At 51.7% G+C, this 17830-nt stretch carries 16 protein-coding genes; 2 read left to right on the forward strand and 14 right to left on the reverse strand.

Annotated elements, in window-relative coordinates:
- Positions 1-54 precede the first annotated feature (54 nt).
- From BWM17_RS06700 to BWM17_RS06735, 8 genes are all read right to left on the reverse strand, one after another.
- The gene (locus BWM17_RS06700) at positions 55-1347 is read right to left on the reverse strand and encodes a DUF1116 domain-containing protein (RefSeq protein ID WP_309493165.1); all 1293 of its coding nucleotides are present in this window, start codon (positions 1345-1347) and stop codon (positions 55-57) included.
- 76 nt (positions 1348-1423) lie between these two features.
- Complete coding sequence (locus BWM17_RS06705; protein WP_309493166.1) at positions 1424-1816, reverse strand: RidA family protein; 393 nt, start codon at positions 1814-1816, stop codon at positions 1424-1426.
- Between the two features lie 97 nt (positions 1817-1913).
- Positions 1914-2126, reverse strand: a complete 213-nt coding sequence (locus BWM17_RS06710) for a hypothetical protein (RefSeq protein ID WP_309493167.1) — start codon at positions 2124-2126, stop codon at positions 1914-1916.
- Between the two features lie 126 nt (positions 2127-2252).
- A complete protein-coding gene (locus tag BWM17_RS06715; protein ID WP_309493168.1) occupies positions 2253-4544 on the reverse strand; it encodes a xanthine dehydrogenase family protein molybdopterin-binding subunit in 2292 nt (763 codons plus the stop codon).
- A complete protein-coding gene (locus BWM17_RS06720; protein ID WP_309493169.1) occupies positions 4544-5032 on the reverse strand; it encodes a (2Fe-2S)-binding protein in 489 nt (162 codons plus the stop codon). The genes BWM17_RS06715 and BWM17_RS06720 overlap by 1 nt, the downstream gene beginning before the upstream one ends.
- On the reverse strand, positions 5032-5901 hold the full coding sequence (locus tag BWM17_RS06725) for a xanthine dehydrogenase family protein subunit M (RefSeq protein ID WP_309493170.1): 870 nt from the start codon (positions 5899-5901) through the stop codon (positions 5032-5034). The genes BWM17_RS06720 and BWM17_RS06725 overlap by 1 nt, the downstream gene beginning before the upstream one ends.
- 134 nt (positions 5902-6035) lie before the next feature.
- Complete coding sequence (locus BWM17_RS06730) at positions 6036-6488, reverse strand: nucleoside deaminase (RefSeq protein WP_309493171.1); 453 nt, start codon at positions 6486-6488, stop codon at positions 6036-6038.
- Positions 6489-6498: 10 nt separating this feature from the next.
- A complete protein-coding gene (locus BWM17_RS06735) occupies positions 6499-6993 on the reverse strand; it encodes a hypothetical protein (protein WP_309493172.1) in 495 nt (164 codons plus the stop codon).
- An 87-nt stretch (positions 6994-7080) separates the two neighbouring features.
- On the opposite strand from BWM17_RS06735, the gene BWM17_RS06740 reads away from it, so the two are divergent.
- Positions 7081-8451 (forward strand): amidohydrolase, encoded by a 1371-nt coding sequence (locus tag BWM17_RS06740; protein WP_309493173.1) that lies wholly within the window; start codon positions 7081-7083, stop codon positions 8449-8451.
- A gap of 58 nt (positions 8452-8509) precedes the next feature.
- Here BWM17_RS06740 and BWM17_RS06745 read toward each other — a convergent pair whose 3' ends face one another.
- Positions 8510-9988 carry an amidohydrolase family protein gene (locus BWM17_RS06745; RefSeq protein ID WP_309493174.1) on the reverse strand — a complete coding sequence of 493 codons (1479 nt, stop codon included), beginning with the start codon at positions 9986-9988 and terminating at the stop codon, positions 8510-8512.
- A 188-nt stretch (positions 9989-10176) separates the two neighbouring features.
- Here BWM17_RS06745 and BWM17_RS06750 point away from each other — a divergent pair, with 188 nt between their 5' ends.
- On the forward strand, positions 10177-11355 hold the full coding sequence (locus BWM17_RS06750; RefSeq protein ID WP_309493175.1) for an amidohydrolase family protein: 1179 nt from the start codon (positions 10177-10179) through the stop codon (positions 11353-11355).
- A gap of 31 nt (positions 11356-11386) precedes the next feature.
- Here the strand turns inward: BWM17_RS06750 and BWM17_RS06755 are convergent, their stop codons facing one another.
- The 5 genes from BWM17_RS06755 to BWM17_RS06775 all read right to left on the reverse strand — a co-directional run bounded on the left by BWM17_RS06755 (position 11387) and on the right by BWM17_RS06775 (position 17828).
- Positions 11387-12562, reverse strand: coding sequence for a (Fe-S)-binding protein (locus BWM17_RS06755; RefSeq protein WP_309493176.1), 1176 nt, complete (start codon positions 12560-12562; stop codon positions 11387-11389).
- Positions 12563-12577: 15 nt separating this feature from the next.
- Entirely contained in the window at positions 12578-14041 is a 1464-nt protein-coding gene (locus BWM17_RS06760) for an FAD-binding oxidoreductase (RefSeq protein ID WP_309493177.1), read from the reverse strand.
- A gap of 131 nt (positions 14042-14172) precedes the next feature.
- Positions 14173-15264: an NAD(P)/FAD-dependent oxidoreductase gene (locus tag BWM17_RS06765; RefSeq protein ID WP_309493178.1), complete on the reverse strand. Its 1092-nt coding sequence runs from the start codon at positions 15262-15264 to the stop codon at positions 14173-14175.
- A complete protein-coding gene (locus tag BWM17_RS06770) occupies positions 15248-16843 on the reverse strand; it encodes a lipoyl protein ligase domain-containing protein (protein WP_309493179.1) in 1596 nt (531 codons plus the stop codon). The genes BWM17_RS06765 and BWM17_RS06770 overlap by 17 nt, the downstream gene beginning before the upstream one ends.
- Positions 16836-17828 carry a radical SAM protein gene (locus tag BWM17_RS06775; RefSeq protein ID WP_309493180.1) on the reverse strand — a complete coding sequence of 331 codons (993 nt, stop codon included), beginning with the start codon at positions 17826-17828 and terminating at the stop codon, positions 16836-16838. The genes BWM17_RS06770 and BWM17_RS06775 overlap by 8 nt, the downstream gene beginning before the upstream one ends.
- Positions 17829-17830: the final 2 nt, after the last annotated feature.

A 17830-nucleotide genomic window follows, 5' to 3' on the forward strand; every position in this document is an offset into this window, starting at 1 on the left:
TAATTTCAACGAGTCCAAACTGCTTGGGAAACTTGGAAGCCGCGGGATGTCGCCTTACCGGTTACAGGGCCAAGTATCCGGTAGGCCCCATCGTCTCCTAGCCTCGGCTACTGCTTTTTCAAAGCATTCAAGGGGCGGGTATACGATGCCCGCTCCCACCTGTCCTATGCCTGGAGACCTGTGGGCTAAGCCGGTGTTGATTACCGGAGTGATGCCTGTTCGCAGCACTTTTCTGATGTCTATTCCCAAAGGTGTGCCTTCATAATCCAAGTACGGTATCCGGTAGTCTCTATGTTTGGCAACGGTTATCCTGTACATCTGCTTGGTGGATTGAACTCCGAAGCTCGGCGACCCGCCTACGAACTCTGCTATGGCTGGAGAAGCCGCCATGGCGAATCCCCCGATACCCGCCGGCTCTGAGATGTAGGAGTCCCCCACCACGGGGTTGGCGTCCTCTAAGCGGAAGCCTTGGAAGATCTTTCCGCTTGACTGCACGGGGGCAGGTGCGGTGAACCACCGGTTTCCCAGACCGCTTACTCTGATTCCCAGCTCGACGCCGTTGGTCGTTATCGCTGTGACCACCGTGCTGTAGTTGATTCCTTGAGCTGGATCCATCGTCGCCTTACTGGACGCCATGGACAGGTTCAGGAAGAAATGGTCGTTTCCCCCGATAAAGTCGAGAACTCTGGCTAAAGTTTCTCTTTCTATGTTCGACCTAACTAGGGGTGGGGTGATGGTTTTGAAAAAAATCGCCGTCGCCGACTTGTTTCTGTTATGGCATTCGTCTCCTCTTCTCAGAGCTTCAGCTATCATTCTTTTCAAATTGATTTCCCCTAAGGCTTTTATCGCCGCCTTTAGCGCAGGCATCAAGGCTTTTTCCATCCATCTCAGCCTTTCCACCACCTCCGTGTTGTTAGCTCCGAACCTCAAGGTCTTAACCTGCCCTACGCCCTCGTTCAGATTGGAGAAGGCCGTGTTTCCGAAGGTTTTGTTCTTCACGACGAACACGGGCATGGAAGGTGAAATGATTCCCGCCATCGGCGCAACGGCATCATGTTCATGGGTTGTCGAAAACCTGATCCGGCCTTGTTCCACAAGTCTGGCGGCTTCCTCAACATCTCTGGCTAAACCTTCGTATACAAGGGCTCCTAGGGCCGCGCCTTTCATGGGTCCGCACATTCTCTTCCATTCTATCGGGGGCCCTGCGTGCAGAAGCATGTCTTCCTTCATTCCAGGTATGACTTTCACAGCTTTGTTGATGTCCACCAACACGGTTTCCGCGTTTACTATTTTCTCGATCACTCTCGCGTTGGCTTCGTCTATCATTTCATCCACAGTTTTACTCATGCTTTCCCTGTTCCCCTGTTACTATGACTGTCTTCGGTGAATTAGATGAAAACCTGCGTGCTCCGGAAATGTTCTATTAGTCCAAAACAGCGTCCGCGTCTACCTCAACCAGAAGCTCTTCTGATGCTAGGCTTTTGACGACGAGAAGGGTGCTGGCTGGGAGAACGCCCCCTTTAAAGTATCGTTTACGCACTTCATGGAACTTAGGGCGGTTTTTGAGGTCGGTGAGGTAGATTCGCATCCTCACTATGTTATCCAAAGTTCCCCCGCTGGCTTCCAAGATGGATTTCAAACACTCGAACACGTGAACTGTCTGCGCTTCCATGTCTCCCTTACCGACGATTTCCCCTTTTTCGTCGAAGGCCGCTTGGCCGGAGATGAACAAAAACTTGCCAACCTTGACGGCGGGAGAAAGCATCCCGTTTCCCGGCCACACCCGGGACGTGGTTATGCATGTTTTCTCAACCATGGAGATCCCTTCTCTGTTGACTCACCTTTTTACAATTAAATTATTAAGTATAACGGTTAAAAGCTAGGCCTACAAAAATGTTCTAGAGGCGGCTGAATTACCCGCCGGCAACCGGGGGCGCCAAGGTTATCTCGTCGGCCTCCGGGTCAAATTCGGTGGTGACTTTTCGCAGATGCTTTTTCCGTTTGTAGGCAAGCCACCCTTGCTTCAGCTTTTCCTGGAAAATCTTCTTCGCTTCTTCGACGGAAGAGGGGTCGCTTTCGCTCCATTTCACCTTCTTGTTTTCGAGGAAAACCTTAAGCTCCCCCATCCTCATCACACTGGCAGACTTGTGGCTGAATGTATAACTGGAACGCAGATGAATTAAACCCGTCGATTAATTTCGTTTAAATTTTCGCGTATTTAAAGGTTGAGAAAAAGGTTCTCTTGTTGAAAGTCAAACTTTTCGGAGGGCTTTGAGGATTTTCTCCGCCGTAAGGGGGAGATCCCTTATCCTCACACCTGTGGCGTTGTACACGGCGTTGGCTATGGCTGCGGCCGTGGGCACCAAACCCGGCTCTCCCACGCCCTTCGCCCCGTAGGGGCCGTCGGGGTCGATGGACTCCACGATGACGGTCTCGGCTTCCGGCATATCCGCGGAGGTCAGCAGTTTGTAGTCTCGAAAATTCGGGTTAAGCATGATGCCCTTTTCGTCTAAGAGGATCTCCTCGGTCAGAGCGTAGCCTATGCCTTGGTGTAGGGCGCCTTCAATCTGGCCCTCCACCGTTTGGGGGTTTATAGCCCGGCCGACGTCATAGGCGGACACCATCTTGAGCACTTTCACATCCCCTGTTTCCGTATTCACCTCCACCTCAGCGAACTGCGCGCCGAAGGGGTGAGTCGGCGCTATGCGGCCGTAGAACGACCTAACATCCGGGCTTTCCGTGTTGGGAGTGTCGTAGTCCGCCTTGCCCATGATGGTCCTCCCCTCGGAAAACTGTGCAAAACGGATCACATCCGAGATGGGCGCAGACCTACTGGGGTTTCTTTTAACGTAAATTCTCTGACCCCCCGCTTCTAAGTCTTCAACTTTGGCGTCCAGCATCCGAGCGGCGACTTCCAAAAGTTGGCGTTTAACCTCCGCGGCAGTTGCCTTCACCGCGTTGCCTACTATGAAGGTTGTTTTACTGGCATAGACCCCGTAATCGTAGGGGCAGATGTCCGTGTCGGCTGTAATTAGATAGACATCCCTCACCCTGATCCCCAACTCTTCCGCAACCATCTGTGCCAGCACCGTGTCGGAGCCCTGCCCGATATCAGGCGCTCCGGTAATTAGGGTCACTGTGCCGTCTTCGTTGAGCTTTATCATGGCGGAGGCGGTGTCGCTGCCGAGACAGTAGCCGGTGGAGTGTATCATAGACGCCATGCCCACCCCCCTCGCCTTGCCGCCGGCTCCTTTCGGTGTTTTCCGCTTTTTATCCCAGCCTATTCTTTCCGCTCCTTTCCGAACGCATTCTTCTATGCCGCAGCTGGTTATCTGCCATCCGATGGCGGTTACATCGCCGCTTCGAACGTGGTTTTTCAGCCTAAACTCCTTAGGGTCTATTCCCAACTCTTCCGCCATTAAGTCTATCTGAGACTCCACGGCAAAATTTATCTGAGGATTTCCATACCCGCGGAAGGCGCCCGCCACAGGCGTGTTGGTGTATACGCAGTACCCTACATACTTCACGTTGGGGCATCTGTACAGCGAGACGCCGGCTCCTAAGCCGTAGGGTACCACACACGGCCCGTGGGAGGCGTAGGCCCCAGTGTCAAAGACAGCCTTGATCACACGGGCTGTAAACAGGCCGTCTCGGGTTACTCCCGTCTTCAGCTCAACAATGCAAGGGTGCCTAGTTCGGGTGGCGGAGAAAACCTCCTCCCTGCTGTACTCCATCTTGACGGGCCGGCCTGTCTTCTTAGCCAGAAGCGCTGCGAAAGGTTCTACGATGAGCTCGGACTTCGCTCCAAAACCTCCTCCTATGGAGGGAACCATGCACCTGACCATGCTCAAAGGCATGCCTAAAATCTTAGCCAACGCGCTCCGCATGGAGAAGGGGTTCTGAGTAGGCGACCAAACTGTCAGTTTCCCCGCGCGGTCGAAGCTGCAGACGCATACATGCCTCTCCAAACAGCAGTGGGCAACCCGCGAAGTTGCATACCTGTCTTCAAAGACGGAGTAAGCCTCCTTCAAGCCTTTTTCCACGTTTCCCTGCCCCCCCTCCACCGTTTTTGCAACGTTATTCTTCACTCCCGGTATCTCCGGGTGAAGCTGGGGGGCGTCGGGCTTCATGGCCTCCTCCGGGTCGTAAACAGCCGGCAGCACCTCGTAGTCTACGTTTATCAGCTCCAAAGCTTCCTCAGCAACGTCCTCGTCCACAGCGGCAACTGCTGCCACAGGCTCCCCAACAAACCGAACCCTACTGTCGAAAACATATTGGTCGTAGACACAGTAGGGAGGGACATGGGTGCCCCACAAGATTCGGGGAGCATCTCGGTGGGTGACTACAGCCTTCACGCCCTTAAGCTTCTCCGCCCCAGCCGTGTCGACTCTGAGAATCTTGGCGTGGGGGTGAGGGCTTTTTAAAACTCTGCCGTAAAGCATCCCCGGCAGCTTTATGTCTCCTGTGTATACTGTTTCCCCTAAGGCCTTCTTCAGCACGTCAACCTTCGGCAGGCTTCTGCCAACGCATGAAAACTCGCTCATCACCGGCCCTCATTTCTCAAAACCTTAGCGGCTGCTAAGATAGCTTTGACAGGTTTAACGTAGCCCGTGCACCGGCATAGGTTCCCGGAGATAGCTTCCCTTACCTCCTGCTCTGTGGGGTCCGGGTTCTCGTCAAGCAAAGCCTTGGCGGCGAGAATCATCCCAGGCGTGCAGTAGCCGCATTGAATGGCGCCCTCTTCGATGAAGGCCTTTTGAAGCGGATGGAGGTCAGGCCCCTTGGCAAGACCTTCGATGGTGATTATCCTCCTACCCTCCGCCTGCGCGGCGAGCAACACGCAGGACTTAACGGCTTTCCCGTCCATGAGAACAGTGCAGGCGCCGCATTCGCCCGTGCCGCAGCCGTACTTAGTTCCGGTGAGGTTGAGTTCGTTTCTCAGGACGTGAAGCAACGTCCAATGAGGCTTCACCGCCACCTCATAGTCTTCCCCATTTACATTTAACTTGATGAGCATTCGCCCCACCTGCATCATCCTCCCCTTAACGCTTTATCCGCCGCCTGGGTTAACGCATGTTTAACGAAAACCCTGCTCAGCTCCCGGCGATATTCGGCGGAGGCTCTGACATCGCTGATGGGCCTAGTTTCCTCCGAGGCTGTTTCAGCCGCCTCCTCAACAAGGGAAGCCTCCAGTTTTCTCCCTTTAACCAAAGCCTCAGCCTTCCCAGCCCTCAGGGGCGTGGGCGCCACCGCCCCCAGCACTATTCTAGCATCTTCGCAGGCGCCGTTCAAGCCTAAGGTAACCCGGACCGCAGCGTTCACCAGAGCGATATCCCTTCGCGTCCGACCCTTTTTGAGGAATACCGCCGCCGTGCGAGCTGGCTGCGGTGGAACTTGGATTTCGGCGAGGAGTTCCCCCTTCTGCAGAACGGTTTTCCTAGGGCCTAGGAAAAACTCCTCTAAGGTGACGGTTCTCTCCCCGGTGGGGTTGAGTATTTTCGCCTTGGCTTCCAAGGCAATCAGCCCTGGAGGGAAATCTGCGGAGGGCACAGCGCTGCAGATGTTTCCCCCAACTGTAGCGGTGTTTCGAATGGAAGGGTCGCCCATCCGGGAGGCTTCCTCCCAGAGGACGCTGTAGGGTTCCCTCTTCAACAGTTTGGAGTCTAAGACTTCGGAAAGCGTGGTGGCGGCGCCGATCTTTAAGTGGTCTCCCTCGCTTTTAACGTAGTTCAAGCCTAAGCGGGTAATGTCCACGAGGCATTCAACCTCCGGCTTCTCAACCAGTAAGTCTGTGCCCCCTGCAATGGGCCTCGCCCGCTCTCCGTACTTGGCCAGCAGAGAAACAGCCTCCTCCACGGTCATAGGCCTGTAGTACTCTGTAGGCCTGAAAAGTTTCTTCACCTGCGAGCCTCCTCTTATGTATAAGTTTAGTTGACGGTGTATCTGTGTAACCTCTTTAGCCTTATTTATTTTTTCCGCCGGACTTGTGAAAGAAATCTGATTCTCTCTTAGCTTTGCATGCTAAGCCTTGGAACCTATTTGACGCCTATTCTTTTGTACAGGTTCAGGCATTCTTCGGATAACACGCCTTCGACGATTTCGATGCTGGCTGAAGCCTTTTCTATCAAAAATCTGCATCTGACAGGGATTCTTTTTTTACCTAGTTTAGCTGTTTCCTCCATGGATGCGCCGTAAACTATCCTAGTTAAGCCTGCCCATATGCATGCGGCTGAGCACATGGGGCAAGGTTCATGGGTGGCGATGATGGTGCTCCCCTCGAAGCCTAGTCCGCTGAGTTTTTTCGCAGCCTTTCTGATGGCGTTGATTTCAGCGTGGGCAGTAGGATCACTGTCTGTGACCTCGGTGTTATGGGCCTTGGCAACGATTTTTCCTCTTGACACAATGACGGCTCCGTATCCCTTGTTTCCCTCCTTCAAGGCCAACTCAGCTTCTTTGAGGGATATTTTCATGAATTTTTCCCATCCCATTGGGGAAGCCTCACTTTCCTAACTCGATAATCTCTTCGCAAAATTGCGCATACGGCCTGATTTTATCGTAGTTTCTTTTGAATTTTAGGTTCGGATTGACTTGGCGGATGAAGTCTTCCGTCGACTTCTCGTAAGCCTCTCTGCAAACTTCTCTGGTGTCGAAGCCTAGAAGCCTACATGCCTCTAAAATCGGGCAGAAATTGTACGACCTGAAAACGATCCGGTGTTGAGATTTTTTCACTATCTTAACTTCATCCCGGTTGATCCCTATCTTGAGAAGGAGAAGCTCAAAGGCTTTCTCCACATCTGTCCCTTCCAATTTCAACATGCTTTTATTTTTTCTAAACCAAGTTAGTCTTTTGTTTAAAACTTGGCTTTCCAGAATTTTCCAGTTTCTGTTTTTCCATTCCGCTATTTCTTTCAGTTTTTTAACGGCGTCTTTCACCATCCTTTGCTGGCTGTCGGTTATTTTTCCGTTCCGCAACTTGGTAAACGTGAGTTTCACCGAAGATCACTGGGAGCTAGGGCTTAAATGATTAATCCCGTCAAAGTTTTATAGAAGTTCCCGAATAACTGTTTTCCGTGGTTTATTTTGACTGAGACAACCATCATCAAAAACGGTATCGTCGTAACTGTTGACGAGGAGAACAGAATATACAAAGATGGCGCGCTCGCCATTCAAGACGGCCGCATCGTGGATTTGGGCGAAACTGAAAAAATCGAAAAGGAGTATAAAGGGGACATCATCATCGACGCTCGCAAGAAAGCGGTTCTCCCCGGGTTCATAAACCTCCATGCCCATTCAGGTTTGATTCGCGGCACAGCTGAGGACTTACCTCTCTGGGAATGGCTGGCTAAATGGATTGACCCTAAGCATAAGGTTCTGACCAACGAAGACGCCTATATTGCTGCCTCCCTCTGCTACGCTGAGATGGTCAAAGCCGGGATCACCTGCGTTTTAGACATGTACCGTTTCATGCATCGGTGTGCAGACGCAGCTGAGGAGGTCGGTATCCGAGCTGTGCTGGCCCCCTACGTAGCTGACCGTCCTGAGTACGATTATTTCGAGAAGCTCAGCGACAACATCAAATTGGTTGAGGCAAGACATGGAAGCGCCAACGGCCGTATACATGTGTGGTTCGGGTTAGAGCACTTGCTCTACTGCACCGAAGAAGCCTACTACAAGGTGAGTGAACTTTCAAAGAAATACGGTGTAGGCATCCACACCCACGGAGAAGAGTCCCTGGAGGTCGCTTTAAGGTTAACCAAGGAGTATGGGCGTTATCCCATCCAAATATTCCACGACAGAGGCATCTTAGGCCCTAAGACTGTGCTCGCTCACTGCGTTTGGCTCAATCCGACGGAAATCAAACTCCTCGCAGCCACTAAGACAAGCGTAGCACACTGCCCTGTCTGCAACATGAAGATAGCCTCAGGGGTGGCTCCAATCCCCGACTATCTTAACCAAGGCGTCAACGTGGGGTTAGGAAGCGATGGAATAAAAGAGAACAACCGATGCGACCTAATCCAAGAGATGAAAGTAGCCGCCATCCTGCAAAAAGTCCACCGGCTGAACGCTTCGCTTCTGCCCGTGGAGCAAGTGTTACGCATGGCCACCATCAACGGGGCGAAAGCCTTGGGCTTGGAGAAGGAAATAGGCTCCTTGGAAAAAGGTAAGAAAGCAGATGTTATTCTCATCGACTTTAAGAAACTTCACCTAACTCCCTTCCTAGTGGGGAAATACTTCAACATCCTCGCCAACATAGTCTATGCAGCCCAAGCCAGCGATGTGGACACAGTTCTGGTAGACGGAAGAATAGTCATGGAAAACCGTCGGCTGCTAACCGTGAACGAAGAAGAACTGATGGAAAAACATACAAAAGCCACTGAGGAGCTTCTGGAGAGAAGAGAACCTTTCGTCCCCAAAGAAGTTCCAACAGCATGGGATGTGAAAATAAAATAATCATCTTGTCTGATTTTCAACAATATCGGCGAGGGCGGCTAAAAAAAAGAAGGGGAAGTCATTCGCGCACCCATTTTAGCTCCCAAACTTCAGGCTTCTTAAGCCATGGTGCTGTGGGGACTATCTCCTCGCCGCATTTTTGAACATAGTCGATTACTTTATCTTCGTCAACCGTCTTGACCACGCCTTTCTCCATCACTATCTTGCCGTCGATGATCACGGTGTCCGCTGAGTGGCCTGTTCCGTTGTACACGAAATTGTTGATGACAGTGTACTTTGTGACGGGAACCCAGTACACTTTTCGAAGGTTCCACATGACGATGTCCGCCTTTTTCCCCACTTCCAAGGAGCCGATGTCCTTATCCCACAAGAGGGCTTTAGCGCCGTTCAACGTCGCCATCTCCAAGACTTTAGGATTCGGGTCGGCGGTTTTGAGCATAAACAAGTCTGGGTCTGGGAAGATGTAGGGATGCCACGCTTCAGCATGACCTACGGCCACCGTCCAGATGTCTCGGACAAGGTCGTGCGCCGTTCCAGTGCTTGATTCGTCGTTTCCGATGCAGACGTTTATCCCCATGTTCACCATCTGCGGAATCTTCCCCCGCATGGAGACCGCTGAATATACGCCGTGCATGCTTGAACCGGGGACATGAACCACGTTGGAATTGGTTTCTTTAAGCATCAAAAGCTCCCGCCCGTTCACCCAAGCCATGTGGGCTGCCATGAAGTCCGGCCCTAGGACCCCATGCTCGTAAAGATATTCTATATCCCTCTTACCGAAACGTTTGCGGGTCATTTCAACCATGTCATGGGACACACCGGCGTGGGTTAGGATCCCTATCTTATACTTATCAGCCAATTCCCTCACTCCCCTGCACAGCTCAGGGGTGACGTTACAGACTTGCTGCAGGTCAAGCCAAGCTTTGATGCGGCCATTGGCTGCGCCTTCGTATTTTTTGATAAATTCTTCGCTTCGCTTTAGGCATACGTCTGTGGACTCTCTAAGCCTGTCACACAGTTCAGTGAAAGCATCATAGGAGGCGTAGTCTGATTTCGTAGCTTCATGAATGTCCATCAAGTCTCTTCCCAGCACAGCTCTCATGCCTATTTCGGTGACAGCCTTAGCCGGGGCTTCTTCCATCGTTTGGATGGTGCCGCAGTCGCATACTGTGGTTGTTCCGGTTTTCACAGCCTCCAAAAGGTTCTTCAACGCAGCATAATAGTAGTTCTCTTCAGTCAGCTTCATGTAGGTCCAAGAGAAGTATCTCTCACACCAAGGGACAACAGGCACATCGTCCATCATACTTTTATCGTAAGCGGATTCCAGATGTATGTGTCCGTTGATCAAGCCTGGTGTGACGAAGAAGTTTTTTCCGTCAATTACCACGTCGGCTTTATGTTTCTTCTTCACGTCGGAGGGGTCTCCGATGTCAACTATTCTATTTCCCTCTATTGCTATGGAGGCGTTTTCTAGAAGTCGCCTTTGGCTGTCCATGGTGAGGACGAAGCGGGCGTTTTCGATCAAAATATCAGCCATACTTAACACCTGAAGTAAGGTACCGCTTAAAATTATATAAATCTTAGTTAAAAGAAATGAAAAATTTTTCTAACTTCGCGCGTAACTTAATAATGTTCAGCCACAGTTAAATATGCGTGAGAAAGATGGGTAAGGTCGTCATCACAAACATAGGTAAAATAATTTCAGGAAATCTGAAACAGCCCGTTTTGAAAGCAGACACTATAGTGGTTCAGGAAGGTAAAATCTCCCAAATCGGTTTCAGCGGGGAGGTGGATGTGGAAAACGCTCAACATATCGTGGACGCCAACGGAATGGTTGTAACTCCCGGCTTCATCGACTCTCACACCCATCAGCTGATCGGAGACTGGAATCCCATACACAATTCGCTGAGGTGGATGGAAAGCTATCTGCTAGCCGGGGTCACCACTCTCATCTCGCAGGGGGAAGCTGTAACCCCTGGATACCCCGGAGACCCAGCTGGGATGAAAGCTATGTCCATAGCCGCTGCCAAATGCTACAAAAATTTCAGACCTGGAGGTGCTTTGAAGGTTCACGGAGGCGCCGTCAGCCTTGTCGAAGGATTCACGGAGGATGATTTCAGGGAGATGGCTGAAGCAGGCGTTTGGCTGGTGGCTGAAATAGGCTGCTTTGGCATAGCCCAGCCTGATAAGGTTAAACCCATGGTGGGGTGGGCTCGGAAATACGGGATGAAAGTCACCATGCATCTGGCGCCCCCCTCCGTGCCTACTTCCACTGGGCTGGGCGCTCATGAGATCATGGAAGTAAACCCGGACATAGTGGCTCATGTCAACGGCGGCTCCACCGCGGCACCCCTGCGGGATGTGGAAATGCTGGTTAAGGAAACAGACCTTCCCTTAGAGTTCGTTTTCAACGGTAATCCTAAGGTGGGCGTTGAAATGATCAGGATGATGGTGGAGAGAAAAGTGTTCCATCGGCTGATCATAGGGTCTGATTCCCCCACCGGCAACGGGCTTATTCCCACGGCTGTCCTTCGGACAGTGGTTCAAATTTCTTCCCTGAATGAGGTTCCCGCGGAAACCGTCATCGCAGCGGCCACAGGCACCACTGCAGATGTATTCGGATTGAAGGATGTGGGTAAAATAGAAGTAGGCCGCGCCGCTGACTTGTTGGTGATAGATAAACCCGCCGGCTCGGTGGGAGCGGACGCTTTAGAAGCCATCGAGGCAGGGGACATTCCTGGAACAGCCATGATAATGGTGGACGGGCGAATAGTCGCCTACCGAGGGCGAGACACCCGGCAGACGGCGAGATACGTAAAAGTGGACGGCGTGGAAAAAAGAATCATGACCCCGGAAGACTACCTCTACGGGCCTTACAGGTTCAGCGGCGAAGTCTTATCTTGACAGCTAAAAATTCCACCCCACAAACCCCGGGTTACGCCAGAAACTCGGCGACCAATTCGGCGATGTCATATACGGCCATCTTCGCGCATCTCTCAGCGGCTACGTCGGTCATGTGAAGCTTGCAGGCTACGCATGCTGTGGCAATATTGGCAGCACCTATTTCCTCCGCCTCCTTAAGTCTTTTTTCAGCAATGTTGAAAGACAAGTTTCGATTAGTAGCTTTAAGGAGACCTCCCCCACCGCAGCAGTTACTCCTCTCGCGGTTGTAGGGCATTTCCAGCAATTTGACTCCCGGGAGATTCTCTAAAATCTGCCTGGGCTCCTCGTAGATGCCGCCCAACCTTCCGATTTCGCAAGGATCGTGGTATGTTACAACCGTTGTCCGCGGCTTAAACTTTAATCTGCCTCCGTTCACCTGGGAGCTTAGAAATTGTGAAAAATGCTCAATCTCGATTTCAGGGTCTATGCCGAGTAAGGTGGGGTATTCATGTTTAAACGCAAGGTAGCATCCAGCGCAGTTCGTGACGAGTTTCTCCACTCCCAATTCTTTGAGTTTTCTCAGGTTGTGCTCCGCTAACCTGTTTGCCGAAAAAGTTTTCCCTGCAAGAATCAAAGGGTGACCGCAGCACCATTCATCGGAACCGAGTATGGTGTAGTTTACTCCCGCTGAGTCAAGGATTCGGACGGTGGATTCAGGTATGGAGGCTATTCTGCCTGTGAAGGCGGAGACGCAGCCTATAAAGTAGGCGATTTTAGCCGGCTTGTTGATTCTAGGTAAAACCTGCTCTTCGATCATCATCGACCAAATGGTTCGCTCGGAGTTGGGCATTGAAAAAATGTTGTTCTCCTTCAGGACGGCTTTATCGATCTCCTTAGCCGGCGGAGGAAGCAGTCCTCTGTTTCCAAGCTCTGCCCGGGTTGCCGTCCACAACTTTGTGAGGTCGATTTTAGATTGACATACCTCTTTACAGTGGCCACAGAGTGTACACTGAAAAACTCTCTCTGCAAACTTATCGCTGAACGGACGCTGTTCAAGCGAATGTTTCCCTCCGAGAAGTAGCTTCATGTAGTATATTTTTCCCCGGGGGGCTGTTGACTCCCATGCGAGCTGATCGAACACTGGGCAGATAACCCGGCAGTAACCGCACTGGGAGCAGACCCACGGCTCCGACGCCATATTAAAGTGCTCCAACATGGAAAGCTTCAAGGGACATAATCCTCCCTAAATAAGCCGGTTAACAAGGGCTCCAACGGCCATGGACAGGCGGTAGAATCTCGGAGGGATGGGAAACCCGAATCTTGTACTCGCCTCGAAGAATTTACCCGGGTTCATTATCCCTCTGGGGTCCAGCTTCTTTTTCACACGCTTAAGCTCCTCAAAATATTCCGTCCCGTATTTCTCGGCGGCATAGAAAGAATTCCAGAGGCCGATTCCGTAAGGGGAGCCCCCCTGCCTTAATCCTATGTCGGTTATATCTTTTATCAAGGCGAACTGGGTGGTGTACTTCAGCGTCTTTCTCTCATCCGTCAAAAACACCGCCATGACTAGGGCGGAATCTCTTGAAACCACGTAGCCTTCAACTCCGAGTTTAATGCCGTATTTTTTTTGAAGCAACTTGATTCCGCCGACGGTAGCACTCAGGCGGTTTAGGGGGACAACGACCTCCCCCGCCAGCAAGGTTGGGCCAAGCCGGCTTATCCGCATGGGGTTGAATCTTTCCTCCCACTCGTGAGTGCACACGTTTTCCTCAGCCAGTTTAGCTTTAGCCTTTCGGAATTCTTCTCCGAAGTAGTTGACCCCGCGGGTAACTTCGGACGCTGGCCCCTCATAGGCTGCTAGAAGAAAGTTTTCTTCCCGAATTTTCACCCGGCTTACTTGGTTCTTTAACTCCACGAGTTCCCTGTCCATGAACTTCAAAAGATAGGGAACAACTTCCGCTTTGGCTAGACTACTGAGGAGGTTTGCCACCGTTTCAAATTCAGAAGAATACAGTGCGCATACGGCTGTTTTTTCAGGTTTTCTACGGATTTTAAACTTTAAGCTTGTGATCACTCCGAGGACTCCCTCGGTGCCGAAAAACCACTTCATCTCAGGCTCCTCTGAGCCTGAGGTAAGCCGCTGTATCCGACCTTGGGGGGAAACCACCTCCAACTCTGCGATTTGCTCACCGAAATATCCGAACTTCAGAGAGCCTATCCCGTAGCCTCCCGTGCTGATCCAGCCGCCGACGGTGCTGGACGGTGCGCTGGTCGGATAGGATAGCACGGTGTAACCTTCGCCTGACAGCTGGTCCATCAGTCTTTTCCATACTATCCCCGCCTCAACCTCCACGGAAGGCTCATCGGAATACAGCTTTTTGATCCTGTTCAATTTAACAAGGTCAAGCACGAGGCCGCCTTTAACCGGCACTGACCCCCCTAACGCCCACGTTCCAGCCCCTCGAGGCACTATGGGAATGCGGCGGTGAAAGGCGAACTCTACTACCTTCGCCACTTCCTGAACGTTTTCAGGCCTGACGATGGCGGCGGGTTGCATGTTGAAGAGTTTGGACAGAAAGCTCGGTATGGGCGCTGTGTCGTGACTGTAGAGGCTTTTCTCCAGCGGATCCTCGGAGATGTCTTCTTCCCCGACGATGTTGCTGAGGTGGGCGAATAATTCATCCATGGTAATGTAGGTGTTACTCATCCCACCCTATTTATCCCTATTCCTGAATTCTCCCCAAAAGTTCCGGCTTTGCAGAGCTACGTTCCCAGTTGTCGCTGGCAGGAAATAATTCCACACGTGTGGAAAAAGGCTGCGTGAAGAATAGACGCGGATCACAGCGGCAAGCTACGTTTGAGCTCCGACTTTACAAATTCCCCCGCCGCCTCATCGGTTAAGTTTGAGGTGGATTCCTGCGTCTTTCGGATAAACATGTTCAAATCTTCTACACGTCGGCTATAGACTGAGGAAAGTCTTTCCCCGGAGTGTTCAGCTATATCTATGGATTCAGCCGCCGTGATCCCGCTTTCCATCGCCAGCCTCACGCCTTCTCCGGAAAATTGGTTGCAAAAACCGGCTGCATCGCCAATCAAAACCACACGGTCTTCTCCGTTCACCGGCCTATCATGAGGAAGGACGGCGGCTTCCTCTTTAACCAATCGAATGGGGTGAAAGGAGAATTCTCGGCGCAGCCATTCTTTAAACTTCTCCATACGGGTAGACATCTGCTTAAAGGAGCCTGTAGGCAGCGCTGTTCCCAGCACAAAAAACCCGTCTTTCGGAACCACATAGGCGTAAAGGGGAGCGATCTCCTGTTTGAAAAACACATAGAAACAGTCGCTGAAATCTCCCTCAGCTTCCCACCATTCCTGTAAAGCTGTAAACATTTTCATACGCCTACACGGATACAGTTTTCTTCTCACCTGGGAAAGCGCCCCATCTGCACCTACAAAATATAAGGCGGAAAACCTCGCCTTCTCACCGTCAACCTCCGCCGCAACCTCCACCCTCCCGCCGGCGAAGCGAAGGCCTTTAAATTCAGCCTTGAACCTCACATCCACCCCGAAGTTCTGCGATGCTTTCTGCAGCCAACGGTCGAAGAGGTCTCGATTTACGTTGAGGAGCCTGTAGCCTCGGACAGCTCCGCCTTTCCTCCTACCTTCAGGCGGAACGTAGAAAAGGCTGAGGGTTGGAGGTGTGCACATTACCTCTTGGGGTAGCTTCAATCCTAGGTCGCTTAAAACCTCAGTGCAGATGGAAGGAAACACTCCCCCGCAGGGCTTATGTCTAGGCGGTGCTCCCTTCTCCAGGAGAAGGGTTCTATATCCGAGTTGAGCGCATTTTATGGCTGAGGCAGCCCCAGCCGGGCCTCCTCCCACAACTATTACGTCAAAACTTTTACCTGTCATACTACCGTCTTCTTCCAACTTGTGGAAGTAGCTTTTCAAGCAAGTCTGTTTTCAATTTTGTCTGGGCGTTAAACTCCCCCTTGTATGCTTCTCCCTCTTTTCCGAGGTCGTAGCAGGTCTGGTCTTCGATGCCGATGATAAGCCCTGGAACCCCCGCCTGCTCTAAGTCGTCCCTATGCTTGCAGTAAAAAGCTTCGCAGCAGCATCCAACATACCCTCTTGCCTTTTCTCTCCTCAACTTCTCTAAAACCTCCATCAGATGTTCGAAGCTTAGGATGGTGATGACCTTCATTCCCACACGCTCAGCCAGCTCGTAGGCTTCTCCAACTGAGCAAACTCCGCACTTTTCGCAGCTGTCTAGGAAGCGGTGTTTGCACGAGAGGTCTTTGGCGCAGTAAGGCAGAAGAAGGTATTCACCTTCAAAACCGTTCTCCGAAAGGCTATGCCGCAAAACAGGGTACAAGCAGTTTACCTCTTCCTCCGAGAGACCTATCTTCTCAAAAGACAACTTATCCGCAGCCTCCAGAATAAGTTCAACGATATGTCCTGGAGTCACCCCAACTATCTGAACGGATTTTTCCGCAAAGAAGCTTTCAACAATATTCTGCGCTTCTTCAAGCTGAGTTGCCTTTAAGGCTGCTTCTAGGTCGAGGATCGCCCGGGATGGGAAGGTGAAGAAATCCCCTGTGATGAATACTTGCTTGATGATTTCTGATTCTCTGTCTAATGCCAGCGAAACCCTCACCAGTCCTCCCGGCGTTTTATCCACTGCATGCACCATTCCCAGCCCATGGGACAAGCGCCTATCCGAATAGATCCACTGGTCAGACTGGAAATAGGGAAGTTTCTCCTTGAACATGTTCTCTTCCGCTTCTGTTAGACTCCCTTCGATCAACCTAACCTTCAAGGCTTTCTCGAATCCTTTCACCAGAGCCTCCTTAATTTTCTGGTAGCTGGGAGTGCTGCCTAGTTCCCAGCTTAGGCATGTTACCCTCTGTTTTACGGACTTAAGCTCCTTATCCTTCAGCTTCACAATGGGTATCCGTAAGGCGCGGATCATAGAGTCTACGTCGAAGTCGGTGAGAAGCGTGCCTTGGAATAGAAACACCTCACCCCGCTCCACACCCCCGGTGCCGGAGATTTTTCTACCGTTCACTTCCACATCGTTTTTCGGCCGGAAGGCTCCTTCGACGCCCAAGGTTTTAAGGGCGTAGATTACTCCTTGGCACATCCACTTGAACAGCTCCTCTCTGGCATGGTAGTTGGGGACAGCGGATTTGGAGGCGACTATTTCCCACCCTATCGACGACTGGTCAAAGTAGATGGCTCCCCCGCCTGTGAGCCTTCTGTTGACGTCGATTCCTTTTTCTTCAACGTAGGATAAGCGGACTTCCTGCTCTACATCTTGATGGTAGCCCACCAAAACCGCTGGGGGGTTGAACCTGAGAAATCGTAGAGTATCCGGAGTGAGATGGGAAGACCGACACTCCAGTAGGGCGTCGTCTAACGCCATGTTCTCCGCAGCAGTACGTACACCTGTATCCAGCAGCCGCCACTCCACAGTCTCCTCACCGGAACACTCCGTTAGCCTAAACAAGTTCTCTCCAAAGGAGCGAGCAACATTCACTGTGGAACTCAACGCTGAGCTTCAGCTTCTCAGCCAGCCGGTATGCCTCCTCACAGGGGTAGGCAAGCCCATTTACGCCAGCCTTCAAAGCCAAGATGTCGGTTTCGATCCTCTGCTCTCCCCTAGGCCGGGCGCACCCTAAAATTATCGGCGTCCTAGGCATGCTCAGTCTTGAAGCAAGGATCACTCTGGCGATGTCCATAGGGCTGGGGGGCGCTGCATGCCCCATGGGCGTTCCTGCCAGAGGCATGAGGGCGACGACGACTACGGCCGCCGGTCGATGTCTGGCAAGCATCTCCACAGCTTTCCCTTCACCCAGCAACCGCCCGTAGTGGATGCCTACCACGATGTGGGGGACGGTTGGTATGCAATTTTTCTCCAGAACGGATAACGTTGAGCTAAAATCTTCCACGCTTCGGTCTAGATGGTAGACTTTCCTAACAGTTTCATCCGCTCCGAGGATGTCGACCATGGCAGCGTCTACACCCACGTCCACTAATTCTTCCGCCAAGGACTGGTCGATAAGCCCTACATGCACCGCCAATTTTAATCCAATCTCCCGCTTTATGCGCTTCATCACGGGGACGAATTTTTTCAGGGGAACACTACCGTCGTGTATGCCGCCGCCAGTGATTAGGCATCCAACTCCCCCGGCTTTTTTGACCAGTTCACATGTTTTGAAAAGTTTTTCAGGGGTTGGCGCTGGGATCATGTTCTCCAGCATTTTTCCTCTGCAGTGTTCGCAGTTAAGCTGACATGTCCTCCCAGTAATGGAGATCCCGGGAAACCTGTAAGGGTCACCGGCTTGGTAGAAAGATGTTGCGTAACGCACCATGCCAGGGGCGTAGAAATGAATCACGTCTCGGAAGTTTCTTCTAGAGAGACGGTAGGCCTTCTCGAAGATAGAGAAAAGCCTGCGGCTGGAGGCGTTGAAACAGTCTTCTATCAAGTTCATGT

It is taken from the genome of Candidatus Hecatella orcuttiae, from assembly GCF_002009985.1.
Taxonomy (GTDB): domain Archaea; phylum Thermoproteota; class Bathyarchaeia; order Hecatellales; family Hecatellaceae; genus Hecatella; species Hecatella orcuttiae.

What these genes read in the sequence shown, in the direction of transcription:
- BWM17_RS06700 (WP_309493165.1), bottom strand. Translation starts at nt 1,347, where the DNA reads ATGAGTAAAACTGTGGATGAAATGATAGACGAAGCCAACGCGAGAGTG.
- BWM17_RS06705 (WP_309493166.1), bottom strand. Translation starts at nt 1,816, where the DNA reads ATGGTTGAGAAAACATGCATAACCACGTCCCGGGTGTGGCCGGGAAAC.
- BWM17_RS06710 (WP_309493167.1), bottom strand. Translation starts at nt 2,126, where the DNA reads ATGGGGGAGCTTAAGGTTTTCCTCGAAAACAAGAAGGTGAAATGGAGC.
- BWM17_RS06715 (WP_309493168.1), bottom strand. Translation starts at nt 4,544, where the DNA reads ATGAGCGAGTTTTCATGCGTTGGCAGAAGCCTGCCGAAGGTTGACGTG.
- BWM17_RS06720 (WP_309493169.1), bottom strand. Translation starts at nt 5,032, where the DNA reads ATGCAGGTGGGGCGAATGCTCATCAAGTTAAATGTAAATGGGGAAGAC.
- BWM17_RS06730 (WP_309493171.1), bottom strand. Translation starts at nt 6,488, where the DNA reads ATGGGATGGGAAAAATTCATGAAAATATCCCTCAAAGAAGCTGAGTTG.
- BWM17_RS06745 (WP_309493174.1), bottom strand. Translation starts at nt 9,988, where the DNA reads ATGGCTGATATTTTGATCGAAAACGCCCGCTTCGTCCTCACCATGGAC.
- BWM17_RS06760 (WP_309493177.1), bottom strand. Translation starts at nt 14,041, where the DNA reads ATGAGTAACACCTACATTACCATGGATGAATTATTCGCCCACCTCAGC.
- BWM17_RS06775 (WP_309493180.1), bottom strand. Translation starts at nt 17,828, where the DNA reads ATGAACTTGATAGAAGACTGTTTCAACGCCTCCAGCCGCAGGCTTTTC.